The organism is Sphingomonas sp. NPDC019816, assembly GCF_050274375.1.
In the GTDB taxonomy this organism is placed as follows: Bacteria; Pseudomonadota; Alphaproteobacteria; order Sphingomonadales; family Sphingomonadaceae; genus Sphingomonas.
On sequence record NZ_JBNNOB010000035.1, the window covers coordinates 1 to 14,241 of the forward strand.

The following is a 14,241-nucleotide window of genomic DNA, read 5'->3' on the forward strand; positions in this document are numbered from 1 at the left end:
AGGAAAAGACAAGGACAATCGCGAAAACGGGCGCGGACCAGCGCGGCGCCCCGCCCGCGACCGTCGCGGCGCGCTTCGGCCTGCCCTGCACCATCTTCATGGGCGCGCGCGATATCGAGCGTCAGGCACCCAATGTCTTCCGCATGAAGCTGCTCGGCGCCGAGGTGCATTCCGTCACCTCTGGCGCGCAGACACTGAAGGATGCGATGAACGAGGCGCTGCGCGACTGGGTCGCGAACGTGCACGACACCTTCTACATCATCGGCACCGCCGCCGGTCCCCATCCCTATCCAGAGATGGTCCGCGATTTCCAGTCGGTGATCGGCACCGAGTCGCGCGCGCAACTGCTGGAGGCCGAAGGGCGTCTGCCTGACCTGCTCGTCGCGGCGGTTGGTGGTGGGTCGAACGCGATCGGCATGTTCCACCCCTTCCTCGACGATCCCGATGTCCAGATGCTGGGCATCGAAGCGGCGGGCCATGGGCTGTCCACCGCCCAGCACGCCGCCAGCCTGACCGGCGGCAAGCCCGGTATCCTTCACGGCAACAAGACCTATCTGTTGCAGGACGAGGACGGCCAGATCACCGAGGCGCACTCGATCTCGGCGGGACTCGACTATCCGGGCATCGGGCCCGAACATAGCTGGCTGAACGATACCGGCCGCGTCGTCTATGAGGGCATCACCGACGCCGAGGCGCTCGAGGCGTTTCAGCTGTGCTGCAAGATCGAGGGGATCATTCCCGCGCTGGAGAGCGCCCATGCGCTGGCCGGTCTGATCCGTCGCGCGCCGAGGATGGACCGCGATCAGATCGCGCTCGTCAACATCTCCGGCCGAGGGGACAAGGACATCTTCACCGTCGCCGACGCCATGGGAGTGAAGATGTGAGCCGTATCGCCGATACCTTCGCGCGGTGCGCCGATGCCGGCCGCGCGGCGCTGGTGACCTTCGTCACGGCGGGCGATCCGACGCCGGGCGATACCGCCGCGATCCTCGACGCCCTGGTCAAGGGCGGGGCGGATGTGATCGAGCTGGGCATGCCCTTCACCGACCCGATGGCCGACGGTCCCGCGATCCAGAAGGCCAATATCCGCAGCCTGGGGGCCGGCACGCGTACCGCCGACGTGCTGGCCATCGCCGCCGCGTTTCGCACGCGCCACCCCAATGTTCCGTTGGTGCTGATGGGCTATGCCAATCCGATGACGGTTCGCGGGGGCGACTGGTTCGCGGCCGCTGCCGCCGAGGCGGGAGTGGACGGCGTCATCTGCGTCGACGTTCCGGCCGAGGAGGATGATGCATTGGGCAGCGCGTTGCGCGCGCGGGGCGTCGCCTCGATCCGGCTGGCGACCCCGACCAGCGATGCCGCGCGCCTGCCGGCGATTTTGACGGGCGCCGACGGATTCCTCTATTATGTCTCGGTCGCCGGCATCACCGGCCAGCAGCAGGCCGCGCAATCCTCGATCGAGGAGGCGGTCACCCGTCTGAAGGCCGCGACCGCCCTGCCCGTCGCGGTCGGGTTCGGCGTGCGTACGCCCGAACAGGCGGCCGCCATCGGCCGGGTGGCGGACGGCGTCGTGGTGGGTTCGGCCATCGTCGATCTGGTCGGCCAACATGGGGCGGATGCCCCGGCGCCGGTGCGCGCCTATATTGAAACTTTGTCGTCGGCCCTGGCCGACGCCCGCAAGGAACTCGCATGAGCTGGCTCAACAGCGTCCGCAACGTCATTCCCTTCGTCGTCAAGAAGGACACGCCCGACAATCTCTGGCACAAGTGCAAGGGGTGCGGTCAGATGGTCTTCACCAAGGAGCTGGAAGACAATCTGAACGTCTGCCCGAAATGCGATCACCATGACCGCATCGGGCCCAAGGTGCGATTCCGTCATCTGCTCGACGAAGGCAGCTGTTCCGAGCTTCCCGCCCCCAAGGTGCCCGAGGACCCGCTGAAGTTCCGTGACTCCAAGCGCTATGCCGACCGACTGAAGGCCGCCCGGACCAACGCCGCGGAGGCCGACGCGCTGATCAATGCGCGCGGCACGATCCTGGGCAACAAGGTCGTCGTCGGCGTGCAGGACTTCGCGTTCATGGGCGGCTCGATGGGCCTGGCCGTGGGTGAAGCATTCGTGCGCGGGGTCGAGGCGGCGATCGCCGACAAATGCCCCTATGTCATCTTCACCGCTTCGGGCGGCGCGCGTATGCAGGAAGGCATCCTCAGCCTGATGCAGATGCCGCGTACCACCGTCGCGATCCAGATGCTGCATGACGCCGGCCTGCCCTATATCGTCGTGCTGACCGATCCGACGTCGGGTGGCGTCATGGCGGCCTATGCGATGCTGGGCGATGTCCAGATCGCCGAGCCCAAGGCGATGCTGGCCTTTACCGGCCGCCGCGTGATCGAAAGCACGATCCGCGAAAAGCTGCCCGACGACTTCCAGACGTCGGAATATTATCTGAACCACGGCATGCTCGACATGGTCGTCCATCGCCGCGACATGCGCGAGCGTCTGGCGACCGTCATCGGCTACCTGACGGCGTCGCGACAGGCCGCCTGACCCGTCGCTTTTCCGATCCGATCGCATTAGAGGGGCGGGCCGCAAGGTCCGCCCTTTTGTCATCCCGCCGCTGAAAGTTCGGTTCATGCCCGATCACGCCCGTTCCCAAGATCCGGCCGTTCACGCGCAACTGGACCGGCTCTGGTCACTGTCGCCGGGGGCGGACGTGCTGGGGCTGGAACGGATCACCCGCCTGCTCGACCGGCTGGGTAATCCGCAGGATCATATGCCGCCCGTCTTCCATGTCGCCGGCACTAACGGCAAAGGGTCGACCTGCGCCTTCCTGCGCGCCGCGATCGAGGCGGCGGGCCATGACGTCCATGTCTATTCCAGCCCACACCTGGTGCGGTTCAACGAACGTATTCGCATTGCTGGTCGTCTGATCGACGATGCGGCGCTCGCCGCGCTTCTGGGCGAAGTGCTCGACCATGCCGAGGGGATCGGCGCCAGCTTCTTCGAGGTGACGACGGCCGCCGCCTTCCTGGCCTTCGCGCGTCATCCGGCGGCGGCGACCATCATCGAGGTGGGGCTGGGTGGCCGACTGGACGCGACCAATGTCCTGCGATCCCCCGCCATTTGCGGCATCGCCGCGTTGGGCGTCGATCACGAAGCGTTTCTCGGCCGCAGCCTGACCGGCATTGCACGCGAGAAGGCGGGCATTGCCAAGTCGAATGTGCCGCTGGTGACGATGGACTATCCGCGCCCGCTGCGTCGGGCGATCGCCGGCGTCGCGGACACCGCCGGGGCCCCACTTTTATCGCGGAACGAGGCTTGGCATAGTAACGCGCGCGGTAACCGGATCATCTACAGCGACGAACGTGGGACGGTCACCCTGCCCCGCCCCACGCTGGCCGGCGCGCACCAGTCGCGCAATCTGGCGCTGGCCGTCGCCATGATCCGGCATCAGTCGGCGCTGTCCGTCCCGACCGAGGCGTTGCAGGCCGCCGCGCATCAGGCCCGTTGGCCGGCACGGATGCAGGCGCTGGGCGATGGCCCGCTGACGCGACCTCTGCCTCCCGGGAGCGCGTGTTGGCTGGACGGTGCGCATAATCCGTCGGCGGCCATTCCCGTCGCGCGGTCGATGGCCGGATGGCGAAAGCAGGGACCCTCGGCGCTGGTACTGGGGATGCTGGCGAACAAGGAGGCGGCCCCGGTTCTCACCCGTCTGGGAGCGATGGTCGATCTGGTCGTCACGCTGCCGGTGCCGCATCACGCCTGCCACGATCCCGAGAAGCTGGCTGAACAGGCGCGAGCGCTAGGCTACAAGGCGATCGCCGCCCGGACGCCTGCCGACGCGCTCGATCGGATCGCGTCCCATTTCCGACATCCCACCAACGTCCTGATTGCCGGATCCCTGTACCTGGCCGGACAGGTCCTCGAAGAGAATGACGAACTGCCGCAGTGACGCGGCGAGGCGGTTCTTTGCACTGATTATTTGCGATTGACTATCAATAGCGGATGTTTAGCATGAGCGGGCAATCACGGAGTCCCGCCGATGGCCGAAACAACAACCCTCGCCACCGCCCTGCCCCACGCCATACCGGACTGCCCCCATGCCCGCATCGCATTGTTCGCCATGCGGCGGATGGGGGCGCATGGGCTGGCCGATGCGCGCGCGGCGCATACGCTGTTCACCGTTTTCGGGCAGGACTTTCGTCGCCCCCTGATCCTCATGCGGACGCTGATGGCCGATCTGGCGGCGCATGCCTCGGGTCAGATCGCGATCGCGCCTTGCTGCTGCGGGCGGATGACGGCGGCTGAGGCGGCGCTGATGACGATCCTGTCGCAGATCGAGATGGCGCCGGACAAGGCGCGCTTCCTGATGAGCGACCTGTTGGGCGTTCGACGGATCGATGGCGTGCTGGCCAGTGCCGCCGCCGTCAGCGCGGCCTTTGCCGATGAAGGGCGTCCGATCAGCGTTTGACCGGTTCGCCCGTGCGGGCATCGCCCTCGCCGGCCATGCCCGCGCTGCCGATCGAGCGATCAACCAGGCCCGAGCGGGCCATCCACCAGAACAGGATGACGCCGGGTAGCGCCACTACGGTGGTCAGCACATAGAAGTCGACATAGCCGAAGCGTTCGACCAGCGCCCCGGCGGTCGTACCGCTAAGGATACGCCCCACCACGCTCGCCGCCGCCGAGATCATCGCATATTGCGCGGCGGTGAAGCGGAGATCGGTCAGGGCGGAGAAATAGGCGACGACGGTCACGCCGCCGATGCCGCTGGCGAAATTCTCGAACCCGATGGCACCGGCCATGCCCAGATTGGAATGGCCCGCCGCCGCCAGCCCGGCGAAGGACAGGTTCGACACCGCCATCAAGATCAGACTGATGATGACCGATCGCTTCATCCCCAGTCGCGCATAGAGCACGCCGCCGACGAACACGCCGACCAGCAAGGCCCAGAAGCCGACGCCTACATCATACAGCGCGATCTCATCCTTGCTGAAGCCCAGATCATTGAAGAGCAGCCGGAAGGTAAGGTTGGCGAGCGTATCGCCAATCTTGTGGACCAGGATGAAGGCCAGCACGATCGCGGCGCCCTGTCGCCGGAAGAACTCGGCGAACGGACCCACGATCGCACGGATCACGCCTTCGCTGGGGCGCTTGGCGGTGATCTCGCTGTGCCGTGCCGGCTCGCCCATGACGAGCGCGGTCAGCACCGCCGGCAGGGCAAAGGCGCAACTGACGAGATAGGCGACGCTCCAGCCGGCGCGCGTCGCGATGACCAGCGATAGCGAGGCGACCAGCGCCGACCCGATCCGCCAGCCATATTGGCCCATGCCGGCACCCACACCCAGTTGCCGGGGTTCGAGCAGCTCGATGCGATAGGCGTCGATGACGATGTCGAAGGTCGCCCCCGCCACGCCCAATGCGATCGCCGCCATCGCGGTCTGGGCCAGCGATACGCGTGGATCGGACAATCCCAACCCGGCCGCCGCCAGACAGACGAAGACCGCGATCACCAGCAGCCAGGACACACGCTGCCCCATCCGGTGGAGAAGCGGGATCTTCACGCCCTCGACGATCCACGCCCACAGCCATTTGAAATTATAGGCCAGGATCACCAGCGCAAACGCGGTGACGCTCTTCTTCTCGATCCCCGCTTCCGCCAGCCGGCTGGACAGCGTGGCGTTGATCATGGTCAGCGGGAAGGCCGAGGATATGCCCAGGGCCAGTGAGGCGAGCGGGGCCGGCTCGATATAGGGCCGAACGCCATCAACCCACCGACCACTCGCCATATTCCGTACCGCTCCGTCGTAAAGCCCGCGACCGTAAAGGGCTTCCCCCAGCGGAGCAACGCCGGAGGTCGATCAGGCGCCGGCGAACAGTCGAAAACCGGAGGGTAATCTGCTGGGTGCCTTGCCGGCCTGCTTTTCCTCGACAGCCGCGATCGCGCCGAGCAACTCGCGCGGGCCATAGGGTTTCATGAGGACCCCTTCGGCCAGTCCGTCGGCTTCGGGCGGCAAGGTGCCGGTCAGGAACAGGACCGGGATGGAACGGTCGCGGGCCGCGCGAGCGACGTCCAGCCCGCTGCCATCGGCCAACCGCACATCGGCCAGCACCAGGTCGATCGCCTCGTCACCCTCGATCAGGGCGACCGCCTTGCTAACCCGGTCAACCGTCGCCACCACCTCGAATTCGGCATCGGTCAGGACATGTTCGGTGTCGAACGCGACCAAGGGTTCGTCTTCGACCACCAAGAGCCTGACCAGCCGTCGCTTCTTTCGCCCGAAGAGTCTCATTCCGTTCTCGGTCCGTCTGCTCAACCCGCTTCGCTGGCGTAACGCTTTGTCCCGGGGAAACGACGCAATTATTTTCCTTTGCGTGACACCCCATGTATCAGCACCCGATATGACATCAGAACATCGTATCGCGAAGCTGTTGGCAAGAGCGGGCGTCGCATCGCGTCGCGAGGTCGAACGCATGATCGCCGATGGGCGTATCGCGCTGAATGGCACCACGCTCGACACGCCCGCCACGCTGCTCAGTTCGCTCGACGGGGTGACCGTCGACGGCCAGCCGGTCGACGCGCCCGAGCCGACGCGCCTCTTCCTGTTCAACAAGCCCAATGGGCTGCTCGTCACCGAGCATGATCCCATGGGCCGCCCGACCATCTATGACCGGCTGCCCGCCGATCTGCCCCGCCTGATGCCGGTCGGCCGGCTCGACCTGAATACCGAAGGTCTGTTGCTGCTGACCACCGATGGCGGTTTCAAGCGGCAGCTGGAATTGCCCGCGACCGGCGTCGAGCGGACCTATCGTGCCCGCGCCTATGGCGACGTCACCCAGGCGCAGCTGGAGGAGTTGATCCACGGCATCGAGATTGACGGTATCCGCTATGGCCAGATCGACGCCAATCTGGAACGGCGCACGGGCGCCAATGTCTGGATTGAGATGACGCTGCGCGAGGGTAAGAACCGCGAGGTGCGGCGCGTCCTGGAGCATCTGGGCTTGCAGGTCAGCCGGTTGATCCGTCTGCGTTACGGCCCCTTCGTGCTGGAGGATCTGCCGAGCGGCGAGATCGGCGAGGTGAAGGGCTCGGCCATCGTCGAGTTCCGCAAGACGCTGCTCGGCGGTATCCCGGCCGACGCGATCAAGCCCAAGCCTCGTGCGGGGTTCCGCACGCCGCCCACACGTAGCAGGATCGAGCGTCCTGACCAGGCTGACGAAGCTGATGGGCAGCAGCGAAAACCGCGCGAACGTGGTCCGCGCGCGGATGCCGGGCCGCGTGGCGCGACGCGCGGTGAAAGGCCGAACCCATTGGGCAAGCGAACGCCGCGTGCTGACGATCGTCCCGGACGCGCGCCATTTGGCGACACGCGCCGCACGTCATCACCCACGGAAGGACGCGCCAAGTCGGTGGGGCAGCACGCCGCGCATCGTACTACCCGTCACGAGCGTCCTGAATCCGAGTCTGGGCGGCGGCCCTCGCCTGCTGGTGCGGAGCGCGGAGAGCGGAACGCGCGCTTCGGCGCCGATACCAAAGGACGCGCCCGTCCCTTCGGTGGGGATAGCGAACGGCCGACCGGTTCGCGCCCGACCCGCACCGGGGATCGTGGCGATCGTCCCGTCCGCACCGACGGCCCGCCATCGGGGCGCAGCGGTCGCCCGCCGAATGGCGGTCGTGGTGGCCGGCCAGGGGGAGGCGATCGGCCGGGTCGGCCCGGAGGGCGGCGCTGATGCGGGTCATCGCGGGGACATGGCGTGGCCGTCCGCTGGTCGCGCCCAAGGGGGACGTCACGCGCCCAACGGCCGATCGAACGCGCGAGGCGCTGTTCTCGATGCTGACGGCACGGATCGGCGATTTCGAGGGGCTGTCGGTCGGCGACTTCTTCGCCGGTTCGGGCGCATTAGGCATAGAGGCGCTGTCGCGGGGTGCCGGATCCTGCCTGTTCGTCGAACAGGATCGCGGAGCGCTCGACGCGCTTCGTGCCAATCTGGAGAAGCTGGGGGCGACCGCTGATGTGCGCGCGACCTCGGTCATGGCACTGGGGCCGGCGCGCCAGCCGCTCGACGTGGTTCTGATGGACCCGCCCTATGGCACCGGCGCGGGCAGCGTCGCGCTCGACAAGCTGGCGCGGCTCGGCTGGATCGGGCCTGGCAGCTGGGTCAGCATCGAAACCGCCAAGCAGGAGGAGGTGTCGGTCGCCGGCTTCACCGTCGACACCTCACGCGTGCATGGGAAAGCGCGGCTGACCCTTTTGCGTCAAGACTGAGCGGGGCCGCGCCCGCGCATGACCGCGAGGCCGGCCAGGCTCAACAGGCCGGCGGCGACGAGATAGGCGCCGACCCAGTTCAACCCGCCACGCTCGGTCAGGGCCTGGGCGGCGATCGGGGCCAGCGCGCCGCCGATGATGCCGCCCAGGTTGAACGTCATCGATACGCCCGTATAGCGCACGCCCGCGGGGAACAGCGCCGGCAGCCAGCCACCTAGCGGCCCATAGGCGAAACCCATCACGAACAGCGCGCCCGCCAGCCAGACGAACACGATGCCGAGCGATCCCGATCCCAGCATCGGCCCCATCACCAGGCCGATCAGGACGCATCCCGCAAACCCCAGCGCCAGCATCGCGGGCGCCCCGCGCCGGTCGGCCATCACGCTGGATATCACCACGCCCAGCGCCAGGAACAGGATCGCCACCAGTTGGACGCCCAGAAACGCCTCGCGCGGATAGCCGAGCGTACTGGTGCCGTAGCCCAGCGCGAAGGCGGTCGCGAGATAGAAGATCGCGAAGCAGGCGATCACCCCGCCCGTACCCGCCAGCAGCGCGCGGCCATGACCGCTGAGGAGCGTGGCGATCGGCACGCGCGGCAAGCTTTCCGCTTTCTTCGCTTCGGCGAAATCGGGCGTCTCGGTCAGGCGAAGGCGAACCCATAGCCCCAGCAGCACCAGCACCGAACTCGCGAGGAACGGCAGGCGCCAACCCCAGGCGCGGAACTGATCGTCCGTCAGTAGCAGCCCCAGAATGAGGAAAAAGCCATTGGCCAGGATGAACCCGACCGGCGCGCCGAGCGGGGGAAACATGCCCCAGGTGTTGCGACGGCCCGGCGGCGCGTTCTCGACCGCCAGCAGCGCCGCGCCGCCCCATTCGCCGCCCAGGCCCAGCCCCTGCCCCAGCCGCGCGAGGCAGAGCAGCAAAGGTGCGATCCAACCCGCCTGCGCATAGGTGGGCAGAAAGGCGATCGCGACGGTCGATCCGCCCATCAGCAACAGGCTGGCGACCAGTGTCGACTTGCGCCCGACCCGGTCGCCGAAATGACCAAAGGCGACCGCGCCGACCGGCCGCGCGATGAAGGCCAGCCCGAAACTGGCATAGGATAGCAAAAGCTGCGCCGTCGCCGAGGAGGCGGGGAAGAACAGCGGCCCGAACACCAAGGCGGCGGCCGTCGCGTAGATATAGAAGTCGTAGAACTCGACCGCCGTACCGGTCAGGCTGGCGAGCAGGATGTGGCGGTGCGACGGCGCGGCGGCATGGGTCATGCCGATGCTGGTGCAGAACCGCGCCGCCGTCGTAAACCCCTATCCTTGCGACCGCCGGGCGAAATCAGCCCGCTGCCATGCGCGTCAACCCCAGCAGCACCCAGTAGAGGAAGCCGGACAGGAGCATCGCGATGGGAAGTGTCAGAACCCAGGCCAGCGCCATATTGCGGATGGTCCGTTTCTGAAGACCCGCGCCGTTGGCCACCGACGCACCGGCGACGCCCGACGACAGGATATGGGTGGTCGATACCGGCGCACCGAATTGCTCGGCCAGCAGGATCGTCGAGGCGGCCATCAGCTCGGCCGAAGCCCCCATGCCATAGGTCAGATGCGTCTTGCCGATCCGTTCGCCCACCGTCACCACGATCCGCCGCCAGCCGACCATGGTTCCCAGGCCGAGCGCCAGCGCGACCGTCACCTTCACCCACAGGGGGATGTACCGCGTGCCCCGCTCCAGCGCATCGGCATAGCCGCCGAGCGAGTCGATCTCGGCCGCCGTGAAGCGACGCTTTGCGCCGTCGCTCTTGACCACCATGCGCGTGGTATCGAGCACGAGGTACATGTCGTTGCGCAGGTTGGGCACGACCGCAGCCGGCACCCGGCTGAATGTGCCGTAATTGTCGATCCGTTCGGCGATGTCGCGCGACAGCACCGACAGGCCCTCGTAAACCTGGGGCGTGTCGATCGTCTTCTGGCGGACGGCCTGTGTCACCACATCGCGGGCGCGTCCAGTGGGCAAGGTCGCGCCCGTACCATGCGCGGCATAGGCCGTGGAGGCGGCCTGCGCGCTCTGCACGAAGGCCGGCATCGCGCTCTCGGGCAGGGTACGGTTGAGCGCATAGGCGGTCGGCGCGCAGCCGATGAGGATGAGCATGATGAGGCCCATGCCCTTCTGTCCGTCATTTCCGCCATGCGCGAAGCTGACCGCCGTGCAGGTGAAGATCAACAGCGCCCGGATGCCACGCGGCGGCGGCGCGTTCCCCTCGGGTTCGCGATACAGCCGTTCGTCCTTCAGGAAGCGCTTCATGACGAGCAGGAGCAGCAGCGCGCCGACAAAGCCCACGACAGGGCTGAACAGCAGGGCCGACAGCACCTTGCGCACCTGCGCCATGTCGACGCCCGAGGCACCCGGAACGGTCGACAGCCACTGATTGGCCAGGCCGACCCCCAGGATCGATCCGATCAGCGCATGGCTGGACGAATTGGGCAGGCCCACCGCCCACGTCGCCAGGTTCCAGAGTATGGCAGCGAGCAGTAAGGCGAAGATCATCGCGAAGCCGCCCGCCGACCCGACATGCAGCATCAGGTCGATTGGCAACAGCGTGATGATCGAATAGGCCACCGCGCCGGTCGAGGTGACGACGCCCAGGAAATTGAAGACGCCCGACCAGACGACCGCCACCGGTGCGGGCAGCGAGTGGGTGTAGATGACGGTCGCCACCGCATTGGCCGTGTCGTGGAAGCCGTTTACGAATTCGAAGCCGAGCGCGATCAGCAGCGCGAGGCCGAGAAAGACGAAGACGCCGACCGCCATCGGTTCTCCGACACTCGCCGTATCGGCCGCCACGCTATAGCCGGCATAGGCCAGTCCCCCGACGAGCAGAGCCGCGAAAATCCATCGCCCGGACGGATGAAGACCCGCATCGAGCTTCGGTCCACGAACGCGGGATTCGGATTGCCCGCCGGCGAGCGCATAGGATGTCATGATGATTCTTGATGCGCCCGGGGGGTGACATTTTCATGACGGGGCGCCCGGTAGGACGCAACATCACGGACCAGAATGGGACAGCGGTACCGCAGCATGGTGGCACCGCCGTCCCAAGTCATACGCCGCCTTCAGCGTGCGCTGGCAAGGGCGACCGGTGCGTCAGAGAGGGCCGCGATCTGCACCGCGCCATTGGCGCGCATCTCGGCACGGCAACGCGACACATCGGCATTGCCCCGCACATCCTGGGTCAACGGGCCACAGGCGATGGCGGCGGCGCGGCGGATACGCGCGCCCAGCATCGCGCGGTGATCGGCGCGGTGGAGATCGAGGTCATGATGGCGAACGGTCACCCGGACCGTCTCGCGCATTTCGGCCTGGACGGAGACGGCGGACACGAGAAGAGACGCCGCGAATGCGGCGGACATGAACTTGGTCATCGGAAATGCTCCTGCAACGGATCATGCCCGTCACGGCCGCGTGGGCGCCCTGTCGCGCCCCGCCGCTCGTCGGCACCCGGCGTCCCTAGCTCCGTCCCAAGTCAATTTCGCGACGGCAGCGTAACAATGCCATGACGGCGTGTTGGGCACCGCCGCATCGTCCGAGGCGACAGCCAATGGTTGCCCCGCGCTCAAACGTTCCCTAACTGTTCGCGATGACCGCCATGACCCCCGATGCGCCCGCCAATCCGGCCGATTATCCCTATCTGCGCACGTTGAACCCCGCGCAGCGCGAGGCGGTGTTGACGACCGATGGGCCGGTGCTGGTGCTGGCCGGCGCGGGGACAGGCAAGACGGCGGCACTGACGGCGCGGCTGGCACATCTGCTCTATACCCGCAAGGCCTGGCCGTCCGAGATCCTGTCGGTGACCTTCACCAACAAGGCGGCGCGCGAGATGCGCGAGCGGGTCGGCCGGCTGGTGGGCGATGCGGTCGAGGGGATGCCTTGGCTGGGCACGTTCCACGCGATCGGTGCCAAGATGCTGCGCCGTCATGCCGAGCTGGTCGGCCTGCAATCCAATTTCACCATCCTCGATACCGACGACCAGCTGCGGTTGCTCAAGCAGCTGATTGTCGCGGCTGATATCGACGAGAAGCGCTTTCCCGCGCGCGCGCTTGGCGGGCTGATCGACGAATGGAAGAACAAGGGGCTGGTCCCGGCGGACATCGACGCCGGCGAGGCTGAACGCTATGCCAATGGGCAGGGCGCGGAGCTGTATCGTCAATATCAGGATCGGTTGCGCAGCGTGAACGCCTGCGACTTCGGCGACCTGCTGCTCCACATGCTGACCATCCTCAAGACGCACCGCGACGTGCTGGAGCATTATCAGCAGCGCTTCCGATACATCATGGTCGACGAGTATCAGGACACGAACAGCGTTCAGTATCTCTGGCTCCGCCTCTTGGCCCAGGCGCGCAAGAACATCGCTTGCGTCGGCGATGACGATCAGTCCATCTATTCCTGGCGCGGCGCGCAGGTGGAAAATATCCTTCGGTTCGAGCGTGACTTTCCCGGCGCCAAGATCATTCGATTGGAGCAGAATTACCGCTCCACACCCCATATTCTGGGGGCGGCATCGGGTGTCATCGCCAATAATGGCGGGCGGCTGGGCAAGACGCTGTGGACCGAGCTGGACGTCGGCGAAAAGGTCCGGGTTCTGGGCGTCTGGGACGGCCCGGAGGAGGCGCGGCGAGTCGGCGAGGAGATAGAGGGCGCACGGCGTTCGGGCACCTCCTATGGCGACATCGCCATTCTCGTCCGCGCCTCGCATCAGACGCGGGAGTTCGAGGATCGCTTCATCGCGATCGGCCTGCCCTATCGCATCGTTGGCGGCTTCCGCTTCTACGAACGCGCCGAGATCCGCGATGCGCTCGCCTATCTCCGCGTGGTCAACCAGCCCGCTGACGATCTGGCGTTCGAGCGGATCGTCAATGTCCCCAAGCGCGGCCTGGGCGACAAGGCGCTCGCCAAGATCCATCAGCTCGCCCGTGCCGAGGACCTGCCGCTGACCATCGCGTCGGCGCGTATCCTGGATACCGACGAGCTGACGCCGCAGGCGCGGCGCAGCCTGGGCAATCTGATCGGTGACATTGCGCGCTGGCGCGACATGGCGCGGGACCTGCCGCATGCCGAACTGGCGCGCCAGTTGCTCGACGAGAGCGGCTATACCGCCATGTATCAGAACGAGAAGTCGGCCGAGGCGGCGGGGCGGCTGGAAAACCTGTCCGAACTCGTCCGTGCCATGGAGGATTACGAGTCGCTCGGCGCGTTCCTGGAACATGTCTCGCTGGTGATGGACCGTGATGGCGACCAGCGCGAGCCCGAGGTGACGATCATGACGATCCATGCCGCCAAGGGGCTGGAGTTCGATACCGTCTTCCTGGCGGGATGGGAGGAGGGACTTTTCCCCTCGCAACGCGCGATCGACGAGGGGGGGACGCGCAGCTTGGAGGAGGAACGGCGCCTCGCTTACGTCGCGATCACGCGCGCGCGGCGCAAGGCGATCATCCTCCACGCCGCCAATCGCCGCATCTACGGCCAATGGACCTCCAGCCTGCCTAGCCGTTTCGTCGGCGAACTGCCCCCCGAGCATATCGACAGCGAGACGAGCATGACCGGTGGCGAGAGTCTGTGGCGCGCGAACTGGTCCGAACATGCCGACCCCTTCGCCAATGTCGCGCGCGGCACGGGGCGCGGACCGGGCTGGCAGCGCGCGGCGTCCGGTCAGGGTGGACTGTCCGCAAAGCCTGCCCGCATCGTCGAGTCACGCTCGCCATCGGTGGGCCTTGGTCAGAAGGGGCGCGACGACCTGAGCGTCGGGAACCGCGTGTTTCACCAGAAATTCGGCTATGGTGAGATCGCGATGATCGAGGGCAACAAGCTGGAGATCGATTTCGAGCAGGCGGGGCGCAAGCGGGTAATGGACAGTTTCGTCACCAAGGGTTGAGGCGACCGATCGCCGCCGCCGCGTTCAGGAACCATATCGCCTGACGGCCGTATCGAGTCG

The 14,241-nt window shown here is 66.7% G+C and carries 13 protein-coding genes; 8 read left to right on the forward strand and 5 right to left on the reverse strand.

What is annotated here, in order from left to right; translation table 11 throughout:
- From trpB to ACQKJZ_RS07510, 5 genes are all read left to right on the forward strand, one after another.
- Window positions 1-884: tryptophan synthase subunit beta (gene trpB, locus ACQKJZ_RS07490; protein WP_427730575.1), on the forward strand; the 884-nt coding region annotated here is incomplete at its 5' end.
- Window positions 881-1,693, forward strand: coding sequence for a tryptophan synthase subunit alpha (gene trpA, locus ACQKJZ_RS07495; protein WP_427730576.1), 813 nt, complete (start codon window positions 881-883; stop codon window positions 1,691-1,693). The genes trpB and trpA, both read left to right, overlap by 4 nt.
- Window positions 1,690-2,544, forward strand: a complete 855-nt coding sequence (accD, locus tag ACQKJZ_RS07500; protein WP_427730577.1) for an acetyl-CoA carboxylase, carboxyltransferase subunit beta — start codon at window positions 1,690-1,692, stop codon at window positions 2,542-2,544. The genes trpA and accD overlap by 4 nt, the downstream gene beginning before the upstream one ends.
- An 85-nt stretch (window positions 2,545-2,629) precedes the next feature.
- On the forward strand, window positions 2,630-3,949 hold the full coding sequence (locus ACQKJZ_RS07505; RefSeq protein ID WP_427730578.1) for a bifunctional folylpolyglutamate synthase/dihydrofolate synthase: 1,320 nt from the start codon (window positions 2,630-2,632) through the stop codon (window positions 3,947-3,949).
- A 90-nt stretch (window positions 3,950-4,039) separates the two neighbouring features.
- Entirely contained in the window at window positions 4,040-4,468 is a 429-nt protein-coding gene (locus ACQKJZ_RS07510) for a DUF6628 family protein (RefSeq protein ID WP_427730579.1), read from the forward strand.
- Here the strand turns inward: ACQKJZ_RS07510 and ACQKJZ_RS07515 are convergent.
- Together ACQKJZ_RS07515 and ACQKJZ_RS07520 are read right to left on the reverse strand one after the other, a co-directional pair.
- Window positions 4,458-5,786 (reverse strand): AmpG family muropeptide MFS transporter, encoded by a 1,329-nt coding sequence (locus ACQKJZ_RS07515; RefSeq protein WP_427730580.1) that lies wholly within the window; start codon window positions 5,784-5,786, stop codon window positions 4,458-4,460. The two genes, ACQKJZ_RS07510 and ACQKJZ_RS07515, sit on opposite strands and share 11 nt — an antisense overlap.
- Before the next feature lie 72 nt (window positions 5,787-5,858).
- The gene (locus tag ACQKJZ_RS07520) at window positions 5,859-6,290 is read right to left on the reverse strand and encodes a response regulator (RefSeq protein WP_427730581.1); all 432 of its coding nucleotides are present in this window, start codon (window positions 6,288-6,290) and stop codon (window positions 5,859-5,861) included.
- Window positions 6,291-6,399: 109 nt separating this feature from the next.
- Between ACQKJZ_RS07520 and ACQKJZ_RS07525 the strand changes: the two genes are divergently transcribed.
- Window positions 6,400-7,728, forward strand: coding sequence for a pseudouridine synthase (locus ACQKJZ_RS07525; RefSeq protein WP_427730582.1), 1,329 nt, complete (start codon window positions 6,400-6,402; stop codon window positions 7,726-7,728).
- The gene (gene rsmD, locus ACQKJZ_RS07530) at window positions 7,728-8,264 is read left to right on the forward strand and encodes a 16S rRNA (guanine(966)-N(2))-methyltransferase RsmD (protein ID WP_427730583.1); all 537 of its coding nucleotides are present in this window, start codon (window positions 7,728-7,730) and stop codon (window positions 8,262-8,264) included. The genes ACQKJZ_RS07525 and rsmD overlap by 1 nt, the downstream gene beginning before the upstream one ends.
- On the opposite strand, the gene ACQKJZ_RS07535 is transcribed toward rsmD, so the two are convergent.
- From ACQKJZ_RS07535 to ACQKJZ_RS07545, 3 genes are all read right to left on the reverse strand, one after another.
- Window positions 8,255-9,529 (reverse strand): MFS transporter, encoded by a 1,275-nt coding sequence (locus ACQKJZ_RS07535; protein ID WP_427730584.1) that lies wholly within the window; start codon window positions 9,527-9,529, stop codon window positions 8,255-8,257. The genes rsmD and ACQKJZ_RS07535 overlap by 10 nt on opposite strands.
- Before the next feature lie 64 nt (window positions 9,530-9,593).
- Window positions 9,594-11,234, reverse strand: coding sequence for an inorganic phosphate transporter (locus ACQKJZ_RS07540; RefSeq protein WP_427730585.1), 1,641 nt, complete (start codon window positions 11,232-11,234; stop codon window positions 9,594-9,596).
- A 131-nt stretch (window positions 11,235-11,365) separates the two neighbouring features.
- Entirely contained in the window at window positions 11,366-11,674 is a 309-nt protein-coding gene (locus ACQKJZ_RS07545) for a UrcA family protein (protein WP_312486961.1), read from the reverse strand.
- Window positions 11,675-11,898: 224 nt separating this feature from the next.
- Between ACQKJZ_RS07545 and ACQKJZ_RS07550 the strand changes: the two genes are divergently transcribed.
- The gene (locus ACQKJZ_RS07550; protein ID WP_312487190.1) at window positions 11,899-14,181 is read left to right on the forward strand and encodes an ATP-dependent helicase; all 2,283 of its coding nucleotides are present in this window, start codon (window positions 11,899-11,901) and stop codon (window positions 14,179-14,181) included.
- Window positions 14,182-14,241: the final 60 nt, after the last annotated feature.